The 26,624-nt window shown below is 62.6% G+C and carries 26 protein-coding genes and 1 riboswitch; of the genes, 8 read left to right on the forward strand and 18 right to left on the reverse strand.

Annotated elements, in window-relative coordinates:
* Nucleotides 1-29 precede the first annotated feature (29 nt).
* From AC07OP_RS15400 to cobO, 6 genes are read right to left on the reverse strand one after another with little or no spacing between them, the layout of a single operon-like run.
* A complete protein-coding gene (locus AC07OP_RS15400; protein WP_495100693.1) occupies nt 30-1,481 on the reverse strand; it encodes a cobyric acid synthase in 1,452 nt (483 codons plus the stop codon).
* Nucleotides 1,478-2,467: a threonine-phosphate decarboxylase CobD gene (gene cobD, locus AC07OP_RS15405; RefSeq protein WP_495100692.1), complete on the reverse strand. Its 990-nt coding sequence runs from the start codon at nt 2,465-2,467 to the stop codon at nt 1,478-1,480. Before cobD ends, AC07OP_RS15400 begins: the two co-directional genes overlap by 4 nt.
* The gene (cbiB, locus tag AC07OP_RS15410) at nt 2,460-3,368 is read right to left on the reverse strand and encodes an adenosylcobinamide-phosphate synthase CbiB (protein WP_065924922.1); all 909 of its coding nucleotides are present in this window, start codon (nt 3,366-3,368) and stop codon (nt 2,460-2,462) included. Before cbiB ends, cobD begins: the two co-directional genes overlap by 8 nt.
* Nucleotides 3,365-4,015, reverse strand: coding sequence for a 5,6-dimethylbenzimidazole synthase (bluB, locus tag AC07OP_RS15415; RefSeq protein WP_092355249.1), 651 nt, complete (start codon nt 4,013-4,015; stop codon nt 3,365-3,367). The genes cbiB and bluB overlap by 4 nt, the downstream gene beginning before the upstream one ends.
* Entirely contained in the window at nt 4,012-5,361 is a 1,350-nt protein-coding gene (locus AC07OP_RS15420; RefSeq protein WP_495100691.1) for a cobyrinic acid a,c-diamide synthase CobB, read from the reverse strand. The genes bluB and AC07OP_RS15420 overlap by 4 nt, the downstream gene beginning before the upstream one ends.
* Complete coding sequence (gene cobO / locus AC07OP_RS15425) at nt 5,358-5,969, reverse strand: cob(I)yrinic acid a,c-diamide adenosyltransferase (RefSeq protein WP_027603802.1); 612 nt, start codon at nt 5,967-5,969, stop codon at nt 5,358-5,360. Before cobO ends, AC07OP_RS15420 begins: the two co-directional genes overlap by 4 nt.
* Before the next feature lie 73 nt (nt 5,970-6,042).
* Nucleotides 6,043-6,299, reverse strand: a riboswitch (cobalamin riboswitch).
* Between the two features lie 99 nt (nt 6,300-6,398).
* Here cobO and AC07OP_RS15430 point away from each other — a divergent pair.
* Entirely contained in the window at nt 6,399-7,712 is a 1,314-nt protein-coding gene (locus AC07OP_RS15430; protein WP_495100690.1) for a PQQ-dependent sugar dehydrogenase, read from the forward strand.
* Nucleotides 7,713-7,834: 122 nt separating this feature from the next.
* On the opposite strand, the gene AC07OP_RS15435 is transcribed toward AC07OP_RS15430, so the two are convergent.
* The 5 genes from AC07OP_RS15435 to AC07OP_RS15455 form a co-directional block, all read right to left on the reverse strand.
* Nucleotides 7,835-8,371 carry a C40 family peptidase gene (locus tag AC07OP_RS15435; RefSeq protein WP_027603800.1) on the reverse strand — a complete coding sequence of 179 codons (537 nt, stop codon included), beginning with the start codon at nt 8,369-8,371 and terminating at the stop codon, nt 7,835-7,837.
* 144 nt (nt 8,372-8,515) lie between these two features.
* Nucleotides 8,516-9,145, reverse strand: a complete 630-nt coding sequence (locus tag AC07OP_RS15440) for a C40 family peptidase (RefSeq protein WP_027603799.1) — start codon at nt 9,143-9,145, stop codon at nt 8,516-8,518.
* 209 nt (nt 9,146-9,354) lie between these two features.
* Nucleotides 9,355-10,059, reverse strand: a complete 705-nt coding sequence (gene hda, locus AC07OP_RS15445; protein WP_027603798.1) for a DnaA regulatory inactivator Hda — start codon at nt 10,057-10,059, stop codon at nt 9,355-9,357.
* Between the two features lie 203 nt (nt 10,060-10,262).
* Nucleotides 10,263-11,336 (reverse strand): AI-2E family transporter, encoded by a 1,074-nt coding sequence (locus AC07OP_RS15450; RefSeq protein WP_065940599.1) that lies wholly within the window; start codon nt 11,334-11,336, stop codon nt 10,263-10,265.
* Between the two features lie 42 nt (nt 11,337-11,378).
* Entirely contained in the window at nt 11,379-12,419 is a 1,041-nt protein-coding gene (locus tag AC07OP_RS15455; protein ID WP_495100689.1) for a DUF2066 domain-containing protein, read from the reverse strand.
* 357 nt (nt 12,420-12,776) lie between these two features.
* On the opposite strand from AC07OP_RS15455, the gene purM reads away from it, so the two are divergent.
* From purM to AC07OP_RS15475, 4 genes are all read left to right on the forward strand, one after another.
* On the forward strand, nt 12,777-13,835 hold the full coding sequence (gene purM, locus AC07OP_RS15460; RefSeq protein ID WP_014719398.1) for a phosphoribosylformylglycinamidine cyclo-ligase: 1,059 nt from the start codon (nt 12,777-12,779) through the stop codon (nt 13,833-13,835).
* Nucleotides 13,835-14,485 (forward strand): phosphoribosylglycinamide formyltransferase, encoded by a 651-nt coding sequence (gene purN / locus AC07OP_RS15465; protein ID WP_495100688.1) that lies wholly within the window; start codon nt 13,835-13,837, stop codon nt 14,483-14,485. Before purM ends, purN begins: the two co-directional genes overlap by 1 nt.
* A gap of 8 nt (nt 14,486-14,493) precedes the next feature.
* The gene (locus tag AC07OP_RS15470) at nt 14,494-15,207 is read left to right on the forward strand and encodes a DUF3108 domain-containing protein (protein ID WP_065940602.1); all 714 of its coding nucleotides are present in this window, start codon (nt 14,494-14,496) and stop codon (nt 15,205-15,207) included.
* Nucleotides 15,208-15,480: 273 nt separating this feature from the next.
* On the forward strand, nt 15,481-15,669 hold the full coding sequence (locus AC07OP_RS15475; protein WP_065940603.1) for a hypothetical protein: 189 nt from the start codon (nt 15,481-15,483) through the stop codon (nt 15,667-15,669).
* Nucleotides 15,670-15,820: 151 nt separating this feature from the next.
* On the opposite strand, the gene AC07OP_RS15480 is transcribed toward AC07OP_RS15475, so the two are convergent.
* From AC07OP_RS15480 to AC07OP_RS15510, 7 genes are all read right to left on the reverse strand, one after another.
* Nucleotides 15,821-16,366 carry a DUF2058 domain-containing protein gene (locus AC07OP_RS15480; protein WP_010208656.1) on the reverse strand — a complete coding sequence of 182 codons (546 nt, stop codon included), beginning with the start codon at nt 16,364-16,366 and terminating at the stop codon, nt 15,821-15,823.
* A 25-nt stretch (nt 16,367-16,391) separates the two neighbouring features.
* Nucleotides 16,392-17,225 (reverse strand): nucleoside triphosphate pyrophosphohydrolase, encoded by an 834-nt coding sequence (gene mazG / locus AC07OP_RS15485; RefSeq protein ID WP_495100687.1) that lies wholly within the window; start codon nt 17,223-17,225, stop codon nt 16,392-16,394.
* Nucleotides 17,226-17,290: 65 nt separating this feature from the next.
* Entirely contained in the window at nt 17,291-19,534 is a 2,244-nt protein-coding gene (relA, locus tag AC07OP_RS15490; RefSeq protein ID WP_027603791.1) for a GTP diphosphokinase, read from the reverse strand.
* 123 nt (nt 19,535-19,657) lie between these two features.
* Entirely contained in the window at nt 19,658-21,010 is a 1,353-nt protein-coding gene (gene rlmD / locus AC07OP_RS15495; RefSeq protein ID WP_495100686.1) for a 23S rRNA (uracil(1939)-C(5))-methyltransferase RlmD, read from the reverse strand.
* On the reverse strand, nt 21,010-21,912 hold the full coding sequence (cysM, locus tag AC07OP_RS15500; RefSeq protein ID WP_015885254.1) for a cysteine synthase CysM: 903 nt from the start codon (nt 21,910-21,912) through the stop codon (nt 21,010-21,012). The genes rlmD and cysM overlap by 1 nt, the downstream gene beginning before the upstream one ends.
* A 148-nt stretch (nt 21,913-22,060) precedes the next feature.
* Complete coding sequence (locus AC07OP_RS15505; protein WP_495100685.1) at nt 22,061-22,666, reverse strand: tRNA-uridine aminocarboxypropyltransferase; 606 nt, start codon at nt 22,664-22,666, stop codon at nt 22,061-22,063.
* A gap of 5 nt (nt 22,667-22,671) precedes the next feature.
* On the reverse strand, nt 22,672-23,565 hold the full coding sequence (locus AC07OP_RS15510; protein WP_065924693.1) for a LysR family transcriptional regulator: 894 nt from the start codon (nt 23,563-23,565) through the stop codon (nt 22,672-22,674).
* A 149-nt stretch (nt 23,566-23,714) separates the two neighbouring features.
* Here AC07OP_RS15510 and speB point away from each other — a divergent pair, with 149 nt between their 5' ends.
* From speB to AC07OP_RS15525, 3 genes are read left to right on the forward strand one after another with little or no spacing between them, the layout of a single operon-like run.
* Nucleotides 23,715-24,665, forward strand: a complete 951-nt coding sequence (gene speB, locus AC07OP_RS15515) for an agmatinase (protein WP_027603787.1) — start codon at nt 23,715-23,717, stop codon at nt 24,663-24,665.
* Nucleotides 24,665-25,087, forward strand: coding sequence for a YybH family protein (locus AC07OP_RS15520; RefSeq protein WP_027603786.1), 423 nt, complete (start codon nt 24,665-24,667; stop codon nt 25,085-25,087). The genes speB and AC07OP_RS15520 overlap by 1 nt, the downstream gene beginning before the upstream one ends.
* A gap of 21 nt (nt 25,088-25,108) precedes the next feature.
* Nucleotides 25,109-26,623 (forward strand): purine-cytosine permease family protein, encoded by a 1,515-nt coding sequence (locus AC07OP_RS15525; RefSeq protein WP_495100684.1) that lies wholly within the window; start codon nt 25,109-25,111, stop codon nt 26,621-26,623.
* Nucleotide 26,624 lies beyond the last annotated feature (1 nt).

Raw genomic sequence — 26,624 nt, forward strand, 5'->3', positions numbered from 1 at the left:
CCTCCCACATTTGAACCGTGTGTACACCCTTAAACCCCACACAGATTGCGCAACAAATCGGTATCCAAATGGTTCTCCACCAGATCCGCCAACCGTTCGATATCGCGCTCGCGCAGGGCGTGATAATCCACCGCCTGTACATCCTGCAACCCGGCCCAACGCAGCAACGCACCGCAGGCCGCCGGCATCTCGAACACGCCATGCAGATACGTGCCAAGAATCTGCCCATCAGCACTGTGCGCGCCGTCACGGCGACCGTCCTCCAGCAGCACGGCGGCGTTCGCAAGGGCCGCGCCGCACGTCACGCCGGCATGGATCTCATAGCCACTGACCTCGGCGTCCTCCAGCAACAAGCGCCCGCGTACATTACGCAACTGTTTCTCGGCTTCCAGGGTGGTACTGAACGCCAGCAGCCCCAAGCCGTCGCTGGAACCGGCTGGCCCTTCCAGGCCCAACGGGTCGTGCACCTGCTCACCGAGCATCTGCAAACCGCCGCAAATCCCCAGCACCTTGCCGCCGTAGCGCAAGTGCCGCGCCACGGCGGTGTCCCAGCCATGGGCACGCAGGTACGCGAGGTCGCTGCGCACGCTTTTCGAGCCCGGCAGGATGATTAGGTCGGCGGCCGGAATCGGCTGGCCCGGCCCGATGAACTGCAAGTCCACTTGGGGATGCAGGCGCAGCGGATCGAAATCCGTGTGGTTGCTGATGCGCGGCAACACCGGCACCACCACCTTGAGCACCTGCGCCGCCTTGTCGATCTGACGTTGGTCGATGCCGTCCTCGGCTTCCAGGTGCAGGTCCATCACGTAGGGCAATACGCCCACCACCGGTTTGCCGGTGCGTGCCTCCAACCAGTCCAGGCCCGGTTGCAGCAGTGCGATGTCGCCGCGAAAACGGTTGATGATGAAGCCCTTGACCCGCGCCTGTTCGCTGGGAGAGAGCAATTCCAGGGTGCCGACCAGATGGGCGAACACCCCGCCGCGATTGATGTCGGCAATCAGCAGCACCGGGCAATCCACCGCTTCGGCGAAGCCCATGTTGGCGATGTCATTGGCGCGCAGGTTGATCTCCGCCGGGGAACCTGCGCCCTCCACCATCACCACCGGGTAGGTTTCGCTCAACCGCGCGTGGGAGGCCAGCACCGCCTGCATCGCGATGGCTTTGTAATCGTGATACGCCACGGCATTCATGCTGGTGACCGCACGGCCATGGATGATCACCTGGGAGCCGGTGTCGCTGTTGGGCTTGAGCAGCACCGGGTTCATATCGGTATGGGGCGCCAGGTTGGCCGCCTGGGCCTGCACCGCCTGGGCACGGCCGATCTCGCCGCCTTCGGCTGTCACGGCGCTGTTGAGCGCCATGTTCTGCGGCTTGAACGGCACCACGGCGATGCCCTGGCGTACCAGCCAGCGGCACAACGCGGTCACCAGGGTACTTTTGCCGGCATCGGAGGTGGTGCCTTGCACCATCAGCGTCGTCATGAGGCGTCCTTGTAGGCCACCAGCGCTTCGTCAAGGCGCAGCCAGTCGGCCTCGGTGTCGGGCAGGCCAAACCGCACGCTGCTGTTGTGCACAAACAGGCGCAGCAAGATGCCGCGCTGGGCCATGAATTCGTGCATGCGTTCGGCGTGCGGGGTGATCAGCCATTGGAACAACGCGCAGCCGCCCTGGGGTTGAAAGCCACGGCGTTCGAGCAGTTCAAACAAACGCTGGCCGGCCTCGATGCAGCGTGCCCGCTGCCGCCCATGGCCGGCGGTATCGCGCAGGCACACTTGGCCCAGCACCCGCGTCGGCCCGCTGACAGCCCAGGGCCCGACCTGTTCGGCCAGCAACTTGAGCAGCCTGCGCTCGGCCAGCACAAAGCCCAGGCGCACCCCGGCCAGGCCGAAAAACTTGCCGAACGAGCGCAGCACAATCAGGCCGACCTGATGGGCCTGGCTCGCCAGGCTCAACTGCGGGGTGACATCCATGAACGCTTCGTCCACCACCAGCCAGCCGCCGCGCTGGGCCAGCCTTGCGTGCCAATCCAGCAGGCGTTGCGGGGCCAGGCTCAATCCGGTGGGGTTATTGGGATTGACCACCACCAGCACGTCAAGGACGTCGAGGAAGAAGTCGACTTCCTGCTCCTGCACTTCACGCACCACGTAACCGGCACGCCGCCAGGCCTCGGCATGTTCGGCGTAGCACGGCGACAGCACGCCGACCTTGCCGGCACGGCGCAGGCGCGGCAGCAACTGAATCGCCGCCTGGGAGCCGGGCACCGGCAGCAGATGCGCGGCGCCGTAATACTCGCTGGCCGCCTGTTCCAGGCCGTCGTCGGACTCCGGCAAGCGCGCCCAGGCCCGCAGCGGAATCTCCGGGATCGGCCACGGCCAGGGCGCGAGGCCGCTGGACAGGTCGAGCCAATCGGCCTCGGCAATCCCGTACTGAATCGCTGCCTTGCGCAGCCGGCCACCGTGCTCAAGCATAAAATTGCCCCCCCACGCAGAGAATCAGCAACCACAACCATACGCCGCGCTGCACCAGCTGCCAGCCGCGATCGATGGAATCGGCATCCGCCGCCGGGCCTTCGCCCAGGGGCGGACGCTGGTGCACCTCGCCGTGGTAAATCGCGGCGCCACCCAGCTCAACGCCCAACGCGCCAGCGCCGGATGCCATCACCGGCCCGGCATTGGGGCTGTCCCAGGTCGGCCCCTGGGTGCGCCAGCATTTGAGGGCCAGGCGGGTTTTGCCCAGCACGGCGTAGGTCAAGGCCACCAGGCGTGCAGGTACATAGTTGAGTACATCGTCGATTTTGGCCGCGGCCCAACCGAAACGCTCGAAGCGTTCGTTGCGATAGCCCCACATGGCGTCGAGCGTATTGCTCAGGCGGTAGAGCACCACGCCAGGCACGCCGGCAACGACAAACCAGAACAGCGCGGCAAACACCGCATCGCTGCCGTTTTCCAGCACCGATTCGGTGGCGGCACGGGCGACTTCGGTGCGGTCCAGTTCACTGGTCTGGCGGCTGACCAGGTAGCTCACCCGTGTGCGAGCCGCGTCGAGGTCATCGCTGCGCAGGGCCTGGGCCACCGGGATCACATGCTCGCCGAGGCTGCGCATGCCGAGGGCGCAGTACAACGCGAGGATCTCCAGGACCCAGCCGATATACGGCGCCCACGACAACGCGGTGGCCAGCAGGGTCAACGGCACCACGGCGATAACCCACGCGGTCACGCCATGGCTGCGCCAGCCCCGGCCACCGCTGTTGAAACGCTGCTCGATGCGCCCGGCAAAATTGCCGAACGCCACCAGCGGATGCCAGCGCCTGGGCTCGCCCAGCAGCGCATCCAACGCCACCGCAGCGACACACAGCAAGGCCACACTCATTGACTCACTCCCCACGCATTTTCATACACCATGTCACTCAACGGCCGAGGCTCGGTCCAGCCTTCGAGCTGCAACATCGGTGCCGGGTAAAACTCCGTCACCGGCCCCAGGCACAACACCGCTAGGGGTTTCGCACCGGGCGGCAGGCCCAGCAGGTCGGCCAGGGCCTGGGGGTCGAACAGCGAGACCCAGCCCATGCCCAGCCCCTCGACCCGCGCCGCCAGCCACAGGTTCTGGATCGCACAGGACAGCGACGCCAGGTCCATCTCCGGCAAGGTGCGCCGCCCGAAGATGTGGCGCTCGCGATCATCCATCAACGCCGCCACCAGCACTTCGGCGCAGTCGTGGATGCCTTCGACCTTGAGCTTCATGAACGCATCGGAGCGCTCGCCTAACGCCTCGGCGGTGCGCACGCGTTCTTCTTCCACCAACTGTTGAATCCGGCTGCGCAATGCGCGGTCGCTGATGCGGATAAACCGCCAAGGCTGCATCAGGCCGACACTGGGGGCCTGGTGCGCGGCCTGGAGCAGGCGATGCAGCAATTCGGGCGCGACACTGCCGCCGCTGAAGTGGCGCATGTCGCGGCGTTCGGCGATGGCGCGGTAGACGGCGTCGCGGTCGGCCTGGGGGAAAGCGTTGTCGGTCATGGCCCTATCGGGGGCAAGCCCCCTCCCACAGTGGATGGGGTTTCAGCTCGGTCCGGGGCAAACAACGCGGCTACCGCCGTCGGATTCGACGGAAAATAGAAGTGCACGTAAGAGGCCGTCATCCGCCCCTGCCGGAACACCGCTTCGGCACCGCGCCCACCGTTCGGGCTCAGGCCACGGGCAATCGGCTGGCTCTCGGTGCTGGTCAGGGAATGGTGATACGTGTGCCCGCGCAGCACGCCTTCCGGCAGCTCGACACTTTGCAGGGCCAGGGCCGCGAGTTTCTTTTGCATCACCGCATCGCCTTGCAGCAGGCCGACCAGCTCGGCGCGGGTGCCGTCGACATCGGTAAGCGAATCCAACAGGTAGAGCATGCCGCCACACTCGGCGAGCAAGGGTTTGCCGGCGGCATGGTGGTTACGAATGGCGTCAAGCATCGGCGTGTTTTGCGACAGCGCCTGGTGGTGCAATTCCGGGTAACCGCCGGGTAAATACAGGCTGTCGGCCTCGGGCAGTTGGCGATCATGGATCGGCGAGAAGAAGTGCAACTCGGCCCCCATCGCCCGCAGCAGGTCGAGGCTGGCGCCATAGGTGAAGGCGAAGGCTTCGTCACGGGCCACCGCAATGCGCACACCGGCCAGCAACGGCTCGGCCTCGATCACTTCCGGCGCGGCGAAGGTCACCGGCGGCGGCAATGCGACTTCGCAGCTGCTGCCCAGGGCCTGGGCGGCGGCGTCCAGGCGCACGTCGAGGTCATTCAGCTCGCTGGCCTGCACCAGGCCCAAATGGCGGCTGGGCAGTTCGATCCCGGTTTCGCGGGACAGGGCGCCATACCAACGCAAGCCTTCGGTGAGGCTGCCTTCCAGCAACTGCGCATGGCGCAGGGTGCCGACGCGGTTGGCCAGTACCCCGGCAAACGGCAGGTCCGGCTGATAACGCGCCAGGCCCAGGGCCAGGGCGCCAAAGGTCTGGGCCATGGCGGTGCCGTCGATCACACCGAGCACCGGCACGCCGAAATGCCGCGCCAAGTCGGCGCTGGACGGTGTGCCATCGAACAGGCCCATCACGCCTTCGATCAGGATGAGGTCGGCCTCACCCGCCGCTTCCCACAGCAGCCGACGACTTTCCTGCTCGCCCACCATCCACATGTCCAATTGATACACCGGCGCACCGCTGGCGCGCTCGTGGATCATCGGGTCCAGGAAATCCGGGCCGCATTTGAACACGCGTACCCTGCGCCCCAGGTTGCGGTGCAAACGGGCCAGCGCGGCGGTGACGGTGGTTTTGCCCTGGCCGGACGCCGGTGCGGCGATCAGGACGGCCGGGCAGTGACGGGGCTGATTCAAAGTTCGACGCCCTTCTGTGCCTTGATACCGGCCTGGAACGCGTGCTTGAGCATGCCCATTTCAGTGACGGTGTCGCCCATTTCGATCAATTCAGGCTTGGCGCCACGGCCGGTGACGACCACGTGCTGCATCGGCGGACGCGCTTGCAGGTCGCTGAGGACCTGGTCCAAGTCGAGGTAACCATGCTTGAGGGCGATGTTCAGCTCATCCAGCACCACCAGGCCGATGGTGGGGTCTTGCAGCAGTTCACGGGACACGGCCCAGGCGGCTTCGGCGGCAGCGATATCGCGCTGGCGGTCCTGGGTCTCCCAGGTGAAGCCTTCGCCCATCACGTGGAAACGCACTTGCTCGGGGAAGCGGCGGAAGAACAACTCCTCACCGGTGCTGTTGCGCCCCTTGATGAACTGCACCACACCGCACTGCATGCCGTGGCCCATGGCGCGCGCGAGCATACCGAATGCCGAGCTGCTCTTGCCTTTGCCGTTGCCGGTCAGCACCAGCAGCAAGCCACACTCATTGGGGGAATTGGCGATGCGCTCGTCGATCACGGCTTTTTTGCGCAGCATGCGCGCCAGGTGGCGTTCGTCGCGGTCGGGGGTATCGGTCATGGCAGCTCTCCATTGGGGCTGGACAAAAACGGCAGGCAGGAAAAAACAGACAGCCAAGCATCGCCCACCGTGATGCTGTTGGATGATCCAGGCCGGTCTCCGGGCTCATGAGTGGTGCGCTGGCTCATCGACAGAGCGAACACGCCGACGGCGCGCCTTCCCATATCGCGGGCGATACAGTGGCAAAAGGCACCGTCTTGACTCATTTACCGTTGCGGGGGCAGCGCCGGAATCGCGGCAGCACTGTGTACAAGTGCGCTCGCTCACCGGCTTCCCTGTTTCACTCGGTCGACCCATGGGTCACAGAGCACCTGGAACAAGCCGCGAAGGTTAGTGGGTTGGGGGTGGAGCGTCAATTAAAGCTGGCCTTGCACTTGAACCATCGCACCAGCGCCCTCCTCTACCCTTACAGGTATCAAGGAGAACACCATGCATAAAACCAGACTCGCCCTGCTCATCATGCTCGCCGGCACCCTCGCCGCCTGCGGTGAAAGCTCCACCCTGCAGGTGTCCGACGGCACCGGGCCGTCGCCGCAGCTACCGGAGCCGAACAAAACCCTGATTCCCACGGTGAACATTGCCCCGGCTATCGGCTGGCCGGAGGGCGTGAAGCCAACGGCAGCGGCCGGCACCCAAGTGGCGGCGTTCGCCGAAGGCCTGGATCACCCGCGCTGGCTGTATGTATTGCCCAATGGCGATGTGCTGGTGGCAGAAACCAATGCGCCGCCCAAGCCGGATGATTCCAAGGGCATTCGCGGCTGGGTCATGGAGAAGGTCATGGGCCGCGCCGGTGCCGGTGTACCGAGCCCCAATCGCATTACCCTGCTGCGCGACGCCGATCACGATGGTGTTGCCGAGACCCGTACGGTGTTCCTGGAAAACCTCAACTCGCCCTTCGGTATGACACTGGTCGGCAATGACCTGTACGTCGCCGATTCGGACAAGCTGCTGCGCTTCCCCTATCAAGCGGGCGAAACCGCGATCAAGGCAGTTGGCACCAAGGTGGTCGACCTGCCGGGCGGCCCCCTGAATCATCACTGGACCAAGAACGTGATCGCCAGCAAGGACGGCAGCAAGCTGTACGTGAGCGTCGGCTCCAACAGCAACGTCGGTGAGAACGGTCTTGAGGCGGAACAGGGCCGGGCGGCTATCTGGGAAGTGGATCGCGCCAGCGGCCAGCAGCGCATTTTCGCTTCCGGCCTGCGCAACCCTAACGGCATGGCCTGGGAACCCCAGAGCGGCAAGCTATGGACGGCGGTAAACGAGCGCGACGAGATCGGCAGCGACCTGGTGCCGGACTACATCACCTCGGTCAAGGATGGCGGGTTCTATGGCTGGCCCTTCAGCTATTACGGCCAGCATGTGGATGTACGCGTCACGCCGCAGAACCTGGACCTGGTGGCCAAGGCAATCGTGCCGGACTATGCGGTAGGGCCGCACACCGCGTCTTTGGGCCTGACGTTCGCCGAGGGCAGCAAACTGCCGGCGCCGTTCAGCAACGGCGCGTTCATCGGCCAGCATGGCTCGTGGAATCGCAAGCCCCACAGTGGCTACAAGGTGATCTTCGTACCGTTCGAGGCAGGCCAGCCTAAAGGGCAGCCGGTGGACGTGCTGACCGGGTTTCTCGATAAAGATGAGAACGCCATGGGCCGGCCGGTGGGCGTGGTGATCGATCAGCAAGGGGATTTGCTGGTGGCGGATGATGTGGGGAATAAGGTGTGGCGGGTGTCGGCCGCTAAATAAACGCCCCCAGAAGCATCACAAAACCAATGTGGGAGGGGGCTTGCTCCCGATAGCAGTGGGTCAGGCACAGATACTGTGACTGATGCTTCGCTATCGGGGGCAAGCCCCCTCCCACATTTGGTTCAGGGATTACGTGCCAGGTTTGCTGGCAACACACGCTTGGCGCTCAGATAGGCATTCTGCCAATACGCCTTGGACAAGGTGTCCAGCTTGACCGTACCGCCGGTCTGCGGCGCGTGCACAAAGCGGCCTTCGCCCACATAGATGCCGGCGTGGCTGACCTGGGAACCGCCACCGGTGGCAAAGAACAGCAGGTCGCCGGTCTGCAGGTTCTGCTCGCTGACATCCTGGGCGCGCATCACAATCAGTTCGCGAGTGGTGCGCGGCAGGGAAATGCCGGCGGCGTCGCGGAAGACGAAGCCGATCAGGCCACTGCAATCAAACCCCGAGTCCGGCGTGTTGCCGCCCCAACGGTAAGGCGTGCCGACCAGGCCCAGTGCACGAAAGAGCACGTCTTCGGCCGCAGGCGAGAAATTCTGGGTGGAATAGTTGAATACCGGCTTGGGCTTGACCGCAACGGGAGCGGGTGGCGGCCGGCTGGCGCAGGCGCTGATAAGCGCGGCGCAGAGAATAAGGAGCAGGCGGGCTGAGGTCGACATGTGCAGAACAATCCTGGTCTGGATGCGGCTATCGCTGCCGAACGCTGAAAACCAGAACGCGCAAGCAAAGCTCGCGCGAACGGATTACAACAATGTCCAGGGATTCTAGCGCTTACACGTCAAACTTCAAGTATCACTTTAAGTTTACTTACTGGCGGTAACCGTAGTCGGGGCCATGGCGAGTGCGCGCTTGGCTTCGATGAAGGTTTTGCTCCAGTAGCTGTCACCCAGGCTGTCGACTCGAACACCGCCACTGCGACGGCTGCTGGAGTGGATAAACTGGTTATCGCCCAGGTAGATACCGGCATGGCTTACGCGACCACGGCCTGCAGTACTGAAGAAAAGCAGATCACCGGGCTTGAGGTTGTTGCGCGCGACCAACGGTGCTTTCACGTTGATCATTTCGCGAGTGGAGCGTGGCAGGTTCATGCCAGCTTCTTCACGAAACAGGTAGCCGATGAAACCGCTGCAGTCGAAACCGGCTTCAGAGGTACCGCCGAAACGGTAACGGGTACCGATCAGGGACATGCCGCGTTCGAGGATGCTGTCGGCCAGGACTGGAAGCTGGTAAGGCTTGTTGCCGGAGAAATCGGCCAGTTCCTTTTCGGTTGCGACCTCTTCTTCATAGACAGAAGCAGACTGTGCAGCAACGAATTTTGCCTGGGACTGTTGTTGAGGTTTTTGCTGCTCAACCACCTGTTGAGGGTGGGAGGCGCAACCAAACAACAGGGTAACGAGTGCGAGGGGCACGAGGGGTGCGAAGCGATTTAGCATGGGCACGACCGTGGCTGGTATGTAAAGAAGTCGAGACTATGCCTTCTATCACATCGATTTGCAAATTCAATCGTGATCTATGTGACTTCGCGATTGGACTATGACATCTAAGCCGTAATTCCATTTATCGGTTCACATGCGTAGCCAACGTGGCTTAAACGCAGGATTTCTGGCGCCTGTAAATTGCCGAACCCCGTAGATTCAAGCGGTTACCAGCCCAACGTTTCCTTGAGAAAAGGGATCGTCAATTTTCGTTGAGCCTGCAGGGAGGCCTGATCGAGTTGCTCGAGCAAATCGAACAACGCGCTCATGCTGCGGGTGCCACGGGTGAGGATAAAGTGCCCGACTTCATCGGTGAGGTGCAGGCCGCGACGGGATGCGCGCAATTGCAGGGCCCGCAGTTTGTCTTCGTCGGAGAGTGGGCGCATCTGGAAGATCAGCGCCAGGGTCAGGCGCGACTTGAGGTCGGCCAGCTTCACCGGTAACTCCCGTGGCGAGGTGGAGGCGGCAATCAACAAGCGCCGGCCGCTGTCACGCAGGCGGTTGAACAGATGGAACAGCGCCTCTTCCCAATCCGCCTTGCCGGCCACTGCCTGCAGATCGTCCAGGCACACCAGTTCGTATTGCTCAAGGTTGTCGAAGATCCCGATGCCGCGATCCATCAACTCGGCCAGGGGCAGGTAAACCGCCGGCTCGCCCATCTGCTCGAAACGCAGGCAAGCGGCCTGCAACAGGTGGGTACGCCCGACGCCGTGTTTACCCCACAGATAGATCAGGCTTTCGGTCCACCCGGCGTCGGCTTCGCAGAGCCGCTCGACATAGCCGAGTGCAGCGGCATTGGCGCCTGGGTAGTAATTGATAAAGGTAGCGTCATCACGCAGACGCACACCTAAGGGCAGCTGAATCGGTTTCATGCTGACTGAACGGCTCCCATCGAACCGTTAGTGGCCTCTGTGTAAAGTTTGCAAAGTTTATACCCGTGACGCCGGGCGCACAATGCAGCAGACCACAAGCAAAATCAAAGGTTTGCGTTAACTTGCCGGTTTTGAGCGGATTGTTTGACGCCCTAGCCCCATAAACAACAAACCCGGCCGAAGCCGGGTTTATGACGCAGCGGTTACAGGTCGGGGTCTTCGACCCCCGTATAGGCGTCGGAATCCTTGTACAGATCGTGCACATGACGCACCAGCACCATGATCACCGCTGCCACCGGCAGTGCCAGCAGAATGCCGGTAAAGCCGAACAGCTCACCGCCCGCCAGGATCGCAAAGATCACCGCCACCGGGTGCAGGCCAATCCGATCCCCCACCAGCAGCGGCGTGAGCACCATACCTTCCAGGGCCTGGCCGACCATGAACACCGCGACAATCCCCAGCATCGGATACAGGTCGCCGCCAAACTGGAACAGACCAGCCACCAACGCCGCACCGATCCCGATCACAAAGCCCATATACGGCACGATAGCGGCAAGGCCGGCGATCAGGCCGATCAACAGGCCCAGCTCCAGGCCGATGGCCATCAAGCCCGCCGCGTAGATGATCCCCAGTGCCAGCATCACCAGCAACTGCCCGCGCACAAAGGCGCCAAGCACCTCATGGCACTCGCCGGCCAGGGCCACGATGCGCTCTTCACGGTTGCGGGGCAGCAGGCTGCGGATCTTGGCCATCATGATGTCCCAATCGCGCAGCAGGTAGAACGCCACCACCGGAATCAGCACCAGGTTGGTCAGCCAGCCGATCAGCGCCAGGCTGGAGGCGGTCGCCTGGCTGAGGATCACCCCCACAATATCGGTGGTCTGGCCCATGTGCTCGCTGATCGCCGCCTTGACCTTGTCGAACTTCCAGAAACCATCCGACAGGCCCAACTTGGCCTGGGCCCACGGCATCGCCGTGTGCTGCAGCCAGTCGAGCATCTGCGGTGCCAGCTCATAAAGACGAAACAGTTGCTTGGCCAGCATCGGCACCAGCACCAGCACCAGCGCGGTGATGATCAACGTGAACAGTGCAAACACCGCAACCACGCCCAAGGTCCGCGACAGACCGGCTTTTTCCAGGCGATCCACCACGGGATCGAACAGATAGGCGAGCAGCAACGCAACCAGGAACGGCGTCAGGATCGAATGCAGCAGGAACACAAAAACGCACAGCAGGACGATCCCGCCAAGCCACACCCAACGACGCGTATCCGCCATAAACCACTCCATTATTTGCTTCTATCTATATAGGAAGAACTTTTACCAACGAAAATGCAGTTGCGCCTGGGGCGCAGGTGCCGCTGCCGGTTGTGTGCCATCGACCGCAGGCTGCTGCGCCGGGGCCTCACCGGCAGGCACTTCCTGCAACTTGGCCAGGCTCAACTGGGTACGCAACTGATCGGCGCTGCCGTTGACCCGATACACAATACGATTGCCATCCACCCATTGCGGCTGGCCGCCAAACGGCTCAAGCAGGTGCCCCAGGGCCGCGTAACGCTCCAGGTTCATGCCCTGCACTTCCAGCAGTTGCTCGGTGCTCACACCGGGCTTGACCGCAAAGCGCGGCGCCAGTTTTTGGCTGACCGCCAGCATGACTGCATCGGCCAGCGCGCCCGTGTCGGCGCCTTGCGCGGTGCCCTGCTCGCTCTTGTCACCCAGCCACAGTCGCCATTTGGCCTGCCATTGATTGCCTTCCTGGCGTGCATGCACGGCCAGCAAGGCGTCGGCACCGTAGCGCTCGGACGCGGCGCGCAATGGCGTGGCATCGGCGCTTTCAAGATTCGGCGCGGTGGCGACCACCTGTTCATCCAGATCCCCCAGGGGCAGGCGCAATGGCAAGCCACGGTGCTGTGCCGCACGACGCAGCGCCTGGGCAGCGGCCTGGCCATCGCCGACCAGGCTGCTGCCTTCGGTGGAGTCGTTCAGCCACCAGCCGAGGATCGATGGCCGATTGCTGCCCCAGATCGACAGGCCGGCGTCACGCAAGGCGCGATCAGTGCTGACCGGATCGAAGTCCACTTGCAGGCTCTCGGGCGGGCCGGCGTCGTAACCGTATTGAGTGATGATTTGCTGCGGATCCTTGCGAATCGCCGCCAGGCCCGGGCCTTGCGCGGCCTTGGCGTCGCCGGTCAGGCGAATCACCAGGGTTTCCACCGCGCGCTGGGTCGCCTGGTCGCGCTCTTGCGGCGCTTGGCTGCTGACGGGTTCGAGTACCTGGTACAGGCCATTGAGGGTTTCGGCATGACTCGCCAGGCTGATCAACGACAAGCAGCCTACAAAAAAGACATTACACAGACGCATGGAAGATTCCCGAACGACAAATTTAGCGGCTGGAACAGACCGCGTGAAATCGGTGTAGCCAGGCTGTGACCACAGCGACAACTAAAACATTCACGGGGTCCCGGTAAGTTTTCGCCATGTCATTAACGACAGCGGTTTAAAGGCTATACCTTAATACGTGCCTGAACAGACCCGATCAGCATTTTTTTAACCTGCTTTTTTAAATCTATCTGCCCTGCCCGTCGGCCCGAGGATGGCCGCTGCCCCTCAAGCCTGATAAAATCGCGCGCCTTCGCAGACCGTCAACGGCTGGGCCTTTTACCAAAAGCGCCTGCCCGCTCGGTCGTTACCCCTGAATCCCCCCTAAAGGCCTGGATCATGAGCAAGCAACCCTCCCTGAGCTACAAGGACGCCGGTGTAGACATCGACGCCGGTGAAGCATTGGTCGAACGCATCAAGAGCGTTGCCAAGCGCACTGCGCGCCCCGAAGTCATGGGCGGCCTGGGCGGTTTTGGCGCCCTCTGCGAGATCCCGGCCGGCTACAAGCAGCCTGTATTGGTTTCCGGTACCGACGGTGTGGGCACCAAGCTGCGCCTGGCACTGAACCTGAACAAGCACGACAGCATCGGCATCGACCTGGTGGCCATGTGCGTCAACGACCTGGTGGTATGCGGTGCCGAGCCGTTGTTCTTCCTCGACTACTATGCCACCGGCAAGCTGAACGTCGAGACCGCCACCCAGGTGGTGACCGGCATCGGCGCCGGCTGCGAACTGTCGGGTTGCTCCCTGGTCGGTGGCGAAACCGCTGAAATGCCAGGCATGTACGAAGGCGAAGACTACGACCTGGCCGGCTTCTGCGTCGGCGTGGTGGAAAAAGCCGAGATCATCGACGGCTCCAAAGTGGCTGCCGGCGACGCCCTGCTCGCCCTGCCATCCTCCGGCCCGCACTCCAACGGCTACTCGCTGATCCGCAAGATCATCGAAGTGTCCGGTGCCGACATCGAGAACATCCAGCTCGACGGCAAGCCGCTGACCGACCTGCTGATGGCCCCGACCCGCATCTACGTCAAGCCGCTGCTCAAGCTGATCAAGGACACCGGCGCGGTCAAGGCCATGGCCCACATCACCGGCGGCGGCCTGCTGGACAACATCCCGCGCGTACTGCCAAAAGGCGCCCAGGCGATCGTCGACGTGGCCAGTTGGCAGCGTCCTGCGGTATTCGACTGGCTGCAGGAAAAAGGCAACGTCAATGAAACCGAAATGCACCGCGTGCTGAACTGCGGCGTGGGCATGGTGATCTGCGTGGCGCAGGAACACGTTGAAACCGCGCTGAACGTATTGCGTGAAGCCGGCGAGCAGCCTTGGGTCATCGGCCAGATCGCCACCGCCGCCGAAGGCGCTGCTCAGGTTGAACTGAAGAACCTCAAGGCGCATTGATGTCCCAGACCTGTGATGTCGTGGTGCTGCTCTCCGGCACCGGCAGTAACTTGCAGGCCCTGATCGACAGCGCGCGCACCGGCGACAGCCCGGTGCGCATCGCTGCGGTGATCTCCAACCGCAGCGACGCCTACGGCCTGCAACGCGCCAGGGACGCGGGTATCGAAACCCGTTCGCTGGATCACAAGGCTTTCGAAGGCCGCGAGGCCTTCGACAGCGCCCTGGTCGAACTGATCGACGCCTTCAACCCCCAACTCGTGGTACTGGCCGGTTTCATGCGCATTCTCAGCGCTGGTTTCGTGCGGCACTACGAAGGGCGCCTGCTGAATATCCACCCTTCCCTGCTGCCCAAATACAAAGGCATGCACACGCACCAGCGCGCGCTGGATGCCGGTGACAACGAGCATGGCTGCAGTGTGCACTTCGTTACCGAGGAACTCGATGGCGGGCCTCTGGTCGTACAGGCAGTGGTTCCGGTAGAGTCTGACGACTCGGCGCAGACCCTTGCGCAACGGGTGCATACCCAGGAACACAGGATTTACCCGCTGGCTGTGCGCTGGTTTGCCGAGGGGCGGTTGATTCTTGGTGACCAGGGTGCATTATTGGACGGTCAGTTACTTGCGGCCAGCGGCCACTTGATTCGAACCTAGGAGATTTTATGCGTCGCGCCTTGCTCTTCGCTTTTGCGCTGTTCGCCTTGCCTGCCGTGCAAGCGGCAGATCTACACCCGTTCTCCGCCAGCTACACCGCCGACTGGAAACAGTTGCCCATGAGTGGTTCGGCGGAACGCAGCCTGACCAAGAACGGTGACGGCACCTGGACCTTGAACTTCAAGGCTTCCATGATGATCGCCAGCCTGACCGAAACCAGCGTGATCCTGTTCGACAAGGACACCCTGCAACCGAAGAGCTATGCCTTCGAACGCGGCGGCCTGGGCAAGACCAAGAAGATCAACCTGGACTTCGACCCGTCGACCAAGAAAGTCACGGGCTTTGAAAACAAAGACCCGGTCAATGTGCCCCTGCAAAGCGGCATGCTCGACAAGTCGACCTACCAGTTGGCCTTGCAGCGCGACGTGGCAGCCGGCAAGAAAAGCATGAGCTACAACGTGGTTGAAGGCACCGACGTCGACACCTACGACTTCCGCGTGATCGGCCCGGAAAAGGTCCAGACCAAGGTCGGCAGCATTGACGCGATCAAGGTCGAGCGCGTACGCGACCCGACTCAAAGCAAGCGCATCACCCAGATGTGGTTTGCCAAGGACCAGGGCGGCATCCTGGTTGCCCTGCGTCAGGTTGAGACCGACGGCAAGGAATACAACATCATGCTGCAAGACGGTACCGTTGACGGCAAGGCTGTCAAAGGCAACTGAGTGCGCGGATGAGCTGAACAAGAGCCTCGCTGAATGCGGGGCTTTTTTTCGTCAGGGGTTTTGGGTTCAAGTGTCTGCCGTCATCGGGAGCAAGCCCCCTCCCACATTTGAACTGCGAACACTTTCCCCTGTGGGAGGGAGCTTGCTCCCGATGGTGCCCAACATGAAACTTCTGTCATAAACCTCTAAAGCGGTTTACTTAGCAAGCTAACAAACCGTATAAAAAGACCTGCGACGACTTGCCGCATACCCACCAGAAATTGGAGCAAGCAGATGACTGTAAAAGTAACTGAACGCGACGACGAACATATGTCCCACGAAGCGCTGGGCCATGGGATTCACATCTGGGATGTCCACCAACAAGACCTGCTGGTCGGCATGTTTCACAACGAGAGCGACGCTCATAATTATAAAAACGAGCTCGAAGCCCTTGAGATGAAACGCCAGACGCAAAGCTCCTGAAACTTCGAAATCCTGTAGGCCCCCCAGCCCCACGCAGCTGGGGGGCCTGTAAAACACAAACCCCGCCTTTTGAGCGGGGTTTGTGTGTTCTGGGGCTGCTTCGCAGCCCAACGCAGGGCAAGCCTGCTCACCACAATTCTTAGCTACAGCCTTACCACATCAAATCATCCGGGATCTGGTAGGCCGCGTACGGATCATCCTCATCCGGCACCTGGCTTTCGGTCAGGATATTGAGCTGCACGATACGTTCCGGGGCGCGCTCCTGGATCTTCAGCGCGGCTTCACGGGGGATCACCTCGTAGCCGCCACCGTGATGCACGATGGCCAGGGAGCCGTTGCTCAGCTTGTTGCGCATCAACGTGTTGACCGACAGGCGCTTGACCTTCTTGTCATCCACGAAGTTGTAGTAGTCCTCGGTCGTGAGCTTAGGCAGGCGCGAGGTTTCGATCAGTTGCTTGACCTGGGCCGTACGGGCCTTGGCCTCGGCTTTTTCCTGCTGCTGGCGGTTCAGCTCCTGGTCACGCTTGACCTTCTCGGCCTGCGCTTCGGCAGCCAGGCGAGCCTGGGTGTCATCGGCCTCGATCTGGCCCTTGTGGACCAGGCGCTGCTGTTTCTGTTTCTCTTTGCCGACCTGCTTGGCCTGCTTTTGGTTGACCAGACCTGCTTTGAGCAACTGGTCGCGAAGGGAAAGGCTCATGGTGCTTACTCACTTAGGCAACTGCTCAACCGCAGCTGGACACGTTCTTTTCCTGACGTTTGGCTTCGCCCCACAGGGCGTCCAACTCTTCGAGGGTGCAATCTTCTATGGGTTGGTGGGTATCGCGCAATGCCTGTTCGATAAATCGGAAGCGTCGCTCGAACTTGGCATTGGCGCCACGCAGCGCGGTTTCCGGGTCGACCTTGAGGTGACGGGCCAGGTTGACCGCCGCGAACAGCAGGTCACCGACTTCATCGGCGATGGCCTCCGGGTCGTTGTCGGCCATGGCTTCGAGCACTTCGTCCAGCTCTTCGCGCACGTTATCCACCACCGGCAACGCCGATGGCCAGTCGAAGCCGACCTGGCTGGCGCGCTTCTGCAATTTGGCGGCCCGGGACAGGGACGGCAAGGCGCTGGGCACATCGTCCAGCAGGGACAACTGCTCCGGCGCGTCGGATTTTTCCGCACGCTCCTCGGCCTTGATCTGCTCCCAACGCTCCTTGACCTGTTCTTCACTCAGGTGAGGAGTATCCAGCGGCGCATACAGATCGCCGGTCGGGAACACATGGGGATGGCGGCGAATCAGTTTGCGGGTGATGCTGTCGATCACCCCGGCAAATTCGAAACGTCCCTCTTCCCGCGCCAGCTGGCTGTAATACACCACCTGGAACAACAGGTCGCCCAACTCACCCTGCAGATGATCAAAGTCGCCGCGCTCAATGGCGTCGGCCACTTCGTAGGCCTCTTCCAGGGTGTGCGGGACAATGGTCGCGTAGGTTTGCTTGATGTCCCACGGGCACCCGTATTGCGGGTCCCGCAGGCGGTTCATCAGGTGCAGCAGGTCTTCAAGTGAATACATCTTCTGTGTCCGATCAGTGTGGGAGCAAGCCCCCTCCCACATTTAGCCTGCATTCATTGCGCGAATCATGGGGTACGGTTGCGCCGCGTCTCAATGATGTTCGGCAACTGGGAAATCCGTCCCAGCAATCGCCCCAGTGCGTCCAACCCCGGAATCTCGATGGTCAGGGACATCAACGCGGTGTTGTCCTCTTTATTCGAGCGGGTGTTGACCGCCAACACGTTGATGCGCTCATTGAGCAGCACTTGCGAGACGTCGCGCAGCAGGCCGGAACGGTCGTAGGCACGGATGATGATGTCCACCGGGTAGGTGAGCACCGGCACCGGGCCCCAGCTGACCTGGATAATCCGCTCCGGCTCACGCCCACCCAGCTGCAGCACCGAGGCGCAGTCCTGGCGGTGAATGCTCACGCCACGGCCCTGGGTGATGTAGCCGACGATGGCATCCCCCGGCAACGGCTGGCAGCAGCCGGCGATTTGCGTCAGCAGGTTGCCGACGCCCTGGATCTGGATATCGCCGCGCTTGCCGGGCTTGTAGCCGGTGGCCTTGCGTGGGATCAGCTCCAGTTGTTCGTTGCCGCGCTCCGGCTCGACCAGTTGCTGGGCCAGGTTGACCAGCTGCGCCAGGCGCAGGTCGCCGGCACCGAGGGCGGCGAACATGTCTTCGGCGATCTTCATGTTGGCCTTTTCGGCCAGCTTGTCGAAGTCCACCTGCGGCAGGCCCAGGCGGCCCAGCTCGCGTTCGAGCAGGGTCTTGCCGGCGGCGACGTTCTGGTCGCGGGCCTGCAGCTTGAACCAATGGACGATCTTCGCCCGCGCCCGCGATGTGGTGATGTAGCCCAGGTTCGGGTTCAGCCAGTCGCGGCTCGGCGTGCCGTGCTTGCTGGTGATGATCTCGACCTGCTCGCCGGTTTGCAGGCTGTAGTTGAGCGGCACGATGCGCCCGTTGATCTTGGCGCCCCGGCAGTTATGGCCGATCTCGGTGTGCACGCGGTAGGCGAAGTCCAGCGGCGTCGCGCCCTTGGGCAAGTCGATGGCATGGCCGTCGGGGGTAAAGATGTAGACCCGGTCCGGCTCGATATCCACGCGCAACTGTTCAGCCAGGCCGCCGATGTCGCCGAGTTCTTCGTGCCATTCCAGCACTTGGCGCAGCCAGGAGATTTTCTCCTCGTACTGGTTGGACCCGGCCTTGACGTCGGTGCCCTTGTAGCGCCAGTGCGCGCACACGCCCAGCTCTGCCTCTTCGTGCATGGCGTGGGTGCGGATCTGCACTTCCAGCACCTTGCCCTCGGGGCCGATCACGGCGGTGTGCAGCGAGCGATAGCCGTTTTCCTTGGGGTTGGCGATGTAGTCGTCGAACTCCTTGGGAATGTGCCGCCACAGCGTATGGACGATACCCAGCGCGGTGTAGCAGTCGCGCATTTCCGGCACCAGCACGCGCACCGCACGCACATCGTAGATCTGGCTGAAGGCCAGGCCCTTGCGCTGCATTTTGCGCCAGATCGAGTAGATGTGTTTGGCGCGGCCGCTGATGTCGGCATCAACCCCGGTGGCCTGCAACTCGGCGCGCAACTGGCCCATCACGTCGCTGATAAAGCGCTCACGGTCGAGCCGCCGCTCGTGCAGCAGCGTGGCGATCTGTTTGTATTGATCAGGTTCGAGGTAGCGGAAGGACAAGTCCTCCAGCTCCCACTTGATATGGCCGATACCCAGGCGGTGGGCCAGCGGTGCGTAGATGTCGAAGACTTCGCGGGCGACGCGGTTGCGCTTTTCATCGTCGGCGGTCTTCACCGCACGGATCGCGCAGGTGCGTTCGGCCAGCTTGATCAGGGCGACACGTACGTCGTCGACCATCGCCACCAGCATCTTGCGCAGGTTTTCCACCTGGCCCTGGGTGCCCAGCACCATGGACTGGCGCGGGCTGAGGCTGGCGCTGATGGCGGCCATGCGCAGCACGCCGTCGATCAGCTTGGCCACCACCGCGCCAAAACGCTGGCTGACGGTCGGCAACTGGATGTGCCCTTCACGCACGCCGCGATAGAGCACGGCGGCGATCAGCGAGTCCTGGTCCAGCTTGAGATCGGCAAGGATCTCGGCGATTTCCAACCCGGTGCGAAAGCTGGAAGTGCCTTCGGCCCACAGGTTCTTGGCTGCATTGTCTTGTTGCTCAGACTCACGAGCGAACTCGCAGGCTGCTTTCAAGGCTTCACGGTCCAGTGCCGGGTCGACACTGATGGCATGATCCAGCCATGCCTCGAGATTGATACTGCCGTCGGTGTTGATCGGCTGGTGTGCTCTCACCTGTACCATCTTGCTTACCTTCCCTATGACGCACCTTGGATGCGCCAAAATCATCGCCGACCTTTTTACTGCGAGCTCCGTGGCAGATCATAGGCCTTGGAGAACGCAGGCCAGTCGGATTAAACGGGCATCCTAGCCCGCTTCAAATAACGCCATGGCCTCGACATGCGCTGTCTGCGGAAACATGTCGAGGATCCCGGCACGTTTTAGCCGGTAGCCTTGCTTGACCAGCTCAACCGTGTCCCGCGCCAGCGTCGCCGGGTTACAGGACACATACACCAGGCGCTTGGCCCCCAGGGTGGCGAGCTTACGCACAACCTCTTGGGCACCATCGCGGGGTGGGTCCAAGAGTACCGCAGAAAAGCCCTGTTTGGCCCATTCCGCGTCAGTCAACGGCTGGGACAAATCGGCCTGAAAAAACTGCGCATTATGCAAATTGTGGCTGATGGCGTTCTGCGCAGCCCGGTCCACCATGGTCTGCACACCTTCCACCGCCACCACGTCGCGCACCCGTTTCGCCAGCGGCAAGGCAAAGTTGCCCAGGCCGCAGAACAGGTCCAGCACCCGCTCATCAGGCTGCGGCGCCAGCCAGTCCAGGGCCTGGGCAACCATCGCCTCGTTGACCCCGGCGTTGACCTGGACAAAATCCCCCGGTCGGTACGCCAACTCCAGGTCCCATGGGTCCAATCGGAAACCTAGTGACTGATCGGGCTCAATCGGTTCCGGCTGACCTTCACCCTGCAGCCACAGCTGGGCGTCATGGAAGCTGCAGAATTCTTTCAGGATCAGCAGGTCCGCCTCTGACAACGGCGCCATATGCCGCAGCAACACGGCGACGGACGAGCCACTGAACAACTCCACATGCCCCAGGGCCTGAGGTTTGCTCAGGCGGCGCAGCATGTTCGGCAGGCGCTGCATGATCGGTTGCAAGGCCTGTACCAGCACCGGGCAATCATCGATGGCGACGATGTCCTGGCTGGCCACGGCGCGGAAACCCACCTCAAGCTTCTTCGCCTTGGCATCCCAGCGCACGGCCACCCGGGCGCGGCGTCGGTAAGCGAACTCCGGCCCGCTCAACGGTGCGGCCCACTCCTGCGGTTCGACACCGGCCACGCGGGACAGTTGCTCGGCGAGCATGCGCTGTTTCAGGGCAAGTTGTTCGGCATGGGGCAAGTGCTGCACGCTGCAACCGCCACAGCGACCGAAGTGCGCGCACGGCGCCGGACGGCGCAGTTCGCTGGCCGTGAACACGCGCTCGGTGCGGGCCTCGACCACCTTGCCGTGGGTACCCAATACCCGCGCTTCAACCTCTTCGCCGGCCAGCGCACCGTTGACAAACCAGGTGCGGCCTTCAAAGAACACGATGCCGCGGCCGTCGTTGGCCAGGCGCTCGATGGTCAGGCGTTGCTTCTTGCCCACGGGAATCTGTGGGGCCCGGCTGCCGCCCGTCGGTTGGAAGCGCAGGCCTCTCTCGTGCTTGGCCATCAGTTGGGTTCGTCGAAAATGCCGGTCGACAGGTAACGGTCGCCTCGGTCACAGATGATCGCGACGATCACCGCGTTTTCCACTTCCTTGGACAAGCGCAACATACCCGCCACGGCGCCGCCGGACGACACGCCGCAGAAGATGCCTTCTTCACGCGCCAGACGGCGGGTGGTGTCTTCGGCTTCACGCTGGGCCATGTCGATGATGCGGTCCACGCGCGTCGCGTTGTAGATCTTCGGCAAATACTCTTCGGGCCAGCGACGAATGCCTGGGATCGCCGCGCCTTCCATCGGTTGCAGGCCGACGATCTGGATCGCCGGGTTCTGCTCCTTGAGGTAGCGCGAGTTGCCCATGATGGTGCCGGTGGTGCCCATGGAACTGACGAAATGGGTGATGGTGCCCTGGGTCTGGCGCCAGATTTCCGGACCGGTGGTGGTGTAGTGCGCTTCGGGGTTGTCCCCATTGGCGAACTGGTCCAGCACCTGGCCACGGCCTTCGGCGGCCATGCGCTCGGCGAGGTCGCGGGCGCCTTCCATGCCTTCTTCCTGGGTGACCAGCACCAACTCGGCGCCATAGGCGGTCATCGCCGCCTTGCGCTCGGCGCTGCCGTTGTCGGGCATGATCAGCACCATCTTGTAACCCTTGATCGCGGCGGCCATGGCCAGGGCGATCCCGGTATTACCCGAGGTGGCTTCGATCAGGGTGTCGCCGGGCTTGATCTGCCCGCGCAGTTCGGCGCGGGTGATCATCGACAGCGCCGGGCGGTCTTTCACCGAGCCGGCCGGGTTGTTGCCTTCGAGCTTGAGCAACAGGGTATTGCTGGTTTCACCCGCCATACGTTGCAAGCGGACCAGGGGCGTGTTGCCGACGCAATCGGCGATTGTAGGGTACTGCAAGGTCATGGCGTATTCGCAATCCAGACTGCGGGGGCGAACATCATACCGGGAAAGGTCGGCGGGCCATATCACGCAAAGTGTGGTGCTTATGGCTTAAAGGAATAAGCGAGGGAGGTGCTGGCTTGCCCCCGATGGCCGCGCCTCGATACCCCGCCTAGCGCAAATGCCCATCGCCATGATTTCTCCGAAAGACCTCCTCCCCCATCGCCGCAATCTGCCCTTCGATCAATGCATCAAACGGCTTGAGCAACGGCTCGAACGACACCGGCGCCTCCAGCACCTGCAACGCCTGCACAATCGCCTCCACCGTCGACAACGCCCCCGGTCCGGGCGCCTTGCGCAGTCGATAGCGGGACGCAGCGGCCTCAGCCAGCGTGACCCGTGGCAACGCCGCCAACACAGGATTGAGGTGCAGCAGTTTGCGCGCCTTGCGCCAGGTGCCGTCGGGCACCACCAGTAACAGCGGCTGGGCGCCGGGTGCATAGGCTTGCAGCGGCTGTGCATCGTCAGCCGGAAACAACAGCCGCGCCTGATAGCCGGGCGGGTTCAACAGGGTCGGCAAGTCATCAAAGACCTCGCCCACCACCAACTGTGCATTGTTCAGTCCCAACGCCGCCAGCCGCGCGGTATTGAGCGCATGGTTGACCTCGCTCGGGTGCTGCAAAACAAGCACTCGTGTGCGGCTGTCGAGGCTGGGAATCAGCGCGCACAGGCAATGGGCGGCGGGCCTGAGGCAGCGGGAACAGTGGGGTCGGGACATGGTTTTCAGGCCTGGTTGAGCTGGGCTTTGAGTAGATCGCGGAAGGTCTGGATCAGCGGTTCGCGGCTGCGGCCCCGGCGCATGATCATCGAGAACGGCGCCTGGTAGCCGAAGGTCGCCGGCAGCAATACGCGCAGGTCGCCCTTGTCGGCCCAGGCCTGGGCGTAGTGCTCGGGCAGGTAGCCGATGTAGGCACCGGAGAGCACCAGGATCAACTGCGCCTCCATACTTTCCACCGTCGCGGCGCTGTGTTTGAAGCCGTGGCGCGCCAGTTCGGCCTGGCTCCAGTAGCCGCGCCCGACCATGCGCTGCTGGGTGATCACCTGCTCGGGAATGCGTCGTTCGCTGAACAACGGATGGCGGGTGCTGCAATACAACCAGTGTTGCTCGCGGTACAGCGGCATGTAGATCAGCCCGCTCATGCGGTTGGAGAAGGCACCGATGGCCAGGTCCAGGCGGTTGTCCTGCACGCCGAGTTGCAGTTCGTAGGGGCTCATCACCGATAGATTCAGGTGCACCGCCGGGTGCTCCAGGCTGTAGGCGCCGATAACCTCGGCGAACGGCAAGGCCTTGTCGCTCACCGTGGAGTCGAGCACGCCGAGTTTGAGCGTGCCGCGCAACTCGCCCTTGAGCGCGGCGGCGTATTGCTCGAAGCCTTCCAGTTCGCCGAGCAGGCGCAAGGTTTCCTGGTGGAACAGCTCGCCCTTGCTGGTCAGGCTGAACCCACCCCGGCCGCGATGACACAGCACCAGGCCCAACGCACTTTCCAACTGGCTCATGTAGGTGCTGATGGCCGAGGTGGACAGGTTGAGTTCGTGCTGGGCATTGGCGAACCCCTGGTGGCGCACGACGCTGACGAAGATGCGCAGGAGTTTCAGGTCGGGCAAGGCGCTGGCCATGGTCGGCTCCGGGTGTAGATGTGGGCAGTCTACCTGCCCGCATTAGTTTAGAAAAACCTGAACTAAGTATTTGCCCCTGCCGATTCTTCCCTTCCTGCGCTTTTCGCAGAATCGGCCCCTGATAAACACAACAACGATGAGGCAATCCCGTGGACAAGATTTTCCACCAACCACTGGGCGGCAACGAAATGCCGCGCTTCGCCGGCATCGCCACCATGATGCGTCTTCCCCACCTGCAATCGGCCAAGGGCCTGGATGCGGCCTTTATCGGCGTGCCCCTGGACATCGGCACCTCGCTGCGCGCCGGTACTCGCTTCGGGCCGCGTGAAATCCGCGCCGAGTCGGTAATGATCCGCCCCTACAACATGGCCACCGGTGCCGCGCCGTTCGACTCGCTGTCGGTGGCGGACATTGGCGACGTGGCGATCAACACCTTCAACCTGCTGGACGCCGTGCGCATCATCGAAGAGGCCTACGATGAGATTCTCGAGCACAACGTGATCCCGATGACGTTGGGCGGCGACCACACCATCACCCTGCCGATCCTGCGGGCGATCCACAAGAAACACGGCAAGGTCGGGCTGGTGCACATCGATGCCCACGCCGACGTCAACGACCATATGTTCGGCGAGAAAATCGCCCACGGCACCACCTTCCGCCGCGCCGTGGAAGAAGGCCTGCTCGATTGCGACCGCGTGGTGCAGATCGGCCTGCGCGCCCAGGGCTATACCGCCGAAGACTTCAACTGGAGCCGCAAACAGGGCTTTCGCGTAGTACAGGCCGAAGAATGCTGGCACCACTCCCTTGCGCCACTGATGGCCGAGGTGCGGGAAAAAGTCGGCGGCGGCCCGGTGTACCTGAGCTTCGACATCGACGGCATCGACCCGGCCTGGGCGCCCGGCACCGGCACCCCGGAAATCGGCGGCCTGACCACCATCCAGGCAATCGAAATCATCCGTGGCTGCCAGGGCCTCGACCTGGTTGGTTGTGATCTGGTAGAAGTTTCGCCGCCCTACGACACCACCGGCAACACCTCGCTGCTGGGCGCCAACCTGCTGTACGAGATGCTCTGCGTACTGCCTGGCGTGGCGCACCGCTGATGAGCGTGCCGCAGGTATTGAAAGCCGCCGCCGACCTGGTGTCGGCCTTTGCGCGTAACGACCGCGCCGCCTACTTCGGCGCGTTCACGGCCGATGCCAGCTTTGTGTTCTACACCCTCCCCCAACCGCTGCTCAGTCGCGATGCCTACCAGGCGTTGTGGGACAGCTGGCGCCGGGATGAAGGATTTGAGGTGCTGTCCTGCACCTCAAGTAACGCCGTGGTCAGCCTGCAGGGTGACGTGGCGATATTTATCCATGACGTGGCCACCGAGCTGCGCATGAACGGGGAGCAATTCTTTAGCCAGGAACGCGAGACCATTGTCTTCAAACGCCAAGGATCTCGCACAGAACAACAAGAAGGCCCGTGGCTGGCCTGTCACGAACATTTGTCTGCTATGCCGGAAGGGCTGCCGCCCCCTTAGCCAATGTGATCGGAGCTGATCATGAATAATAAAAACAACGATAAAAGTATTCGCACAATAGAAACCAACGGGGTCGAACAGATCCCGGACAACGAACGTACCGCCACCCCCAAGGATCTGTTCCGCCTGATCTTCGGCGGCGCCAATACCTTTGCCACCGCCGTGCTCGGTTCCTTTCCGGTGTTGTTCGGCCTGTCGTTCCAGGCCGGCCTCTGGGCGATTGTGCTGGGTGTGCTGGTGGGTGCGTTGATCCTCGCCCCCATGGGCCTGTTCGGGCCGATCAATGGCACCAACAACGCGGTGTCTTCCGGTGCGCACTTCGGCGTGCACGGGCGGATTGTCGGCTCGTTTCTGTCATTGCTGACGGCGATTGCCTTCTTCTCACTGTCGGTGTGGAGTTCAGGCGATGCGCTGGTCGGCGGTGCGAAACGGCTGATCGGCCTGCCGGAAACCGACCTGACCCTGGGCCTGGCCTACGGCGTATTCGCCATGCTTGTCCTGACGGTGTGCATCTACGGCTTTCGCTTCATGCTGTGGGTCAACCGCATTGCGGTCTGGGCGGCAAGCCTGCTGTTTCTGTTGGGCATCTTCGCGTTCGCGCCGACCTTCGACAGCCACTTCGCCGGCAGCGTAGCCCTGGGCCAGACCGGCTTCTGGGCGGCCTTTATCGGCGCGGCGCTGGTGGCCATGAGCAACCCGATTTCCTTCGGAGCGTTCCTGGGTGACTGGTCACGCTATATCCCGCGTGAGACACCGAAAATGCGCATCATGCTGGCAGTAGTCCTGGCACAGATCGCCACCTTGATCCCGTTCCTGTTCGGCCTGGCCACCGCCACCATCGTGGCGATCAAGGCGCCGGACTACATCGCGGCCAACAACTACGTCGGCGGTCTGCTGGCGGTGGCACCGACCTGGTTCTTCCTGCCGGTGTGCCTGATCGCGGTGATTGGCGGCATGTCCACCGGCACCACTTCGCTGTATGGCACCGGGCTGGACATGTCCAGCGTGTTCCCACGCCTGCTGTCGCGGGTCAAGGCCACGCTGCTGATCGGGGTGATGTCGATTGCCTTCATCTTTATCGGACGTTTCGCCGCCAATCTGGTGCAGAGCGTATCGACCTTCGCCGTGCTGATCATCACCTGCACCACGCCATGGATGGTGATGATGATCATCGGCCTGATCGTGCGTCGCGGCTTCTACTGTCCGGATGACCTGCAGGTGTTTACCCGGGGTGAAACCGGCGGCCGCTACTGGTTCAGCCATGGCTGGAACTGGCGCGGGCTGGGGGCCTGGATTCCGAGTGCGCTGGTGGGCCTGTGCTTCGTCAACTTGCCGGGGCAGTTTGTCGGGCCGCTGGGCAACCTGGCCGATGGCATCGATATCAGCCTGCCGGTGACGCTGGGGTTGGCGTCGGTGGTGTACCTGACGTTGTTGCGTGTGTTTCCGGAGCCGGCTTCGGTGTATGGCCCCAAGGGCCCGCTTCGCAGCCCTGCGGGAGCAGGCTCCGCTCCCACAACAAGTTCGCCTGTTACCTAAA

This window comes from Pseudomonas sp. GW821-FHT09D08, assembly GCF_059416305.1.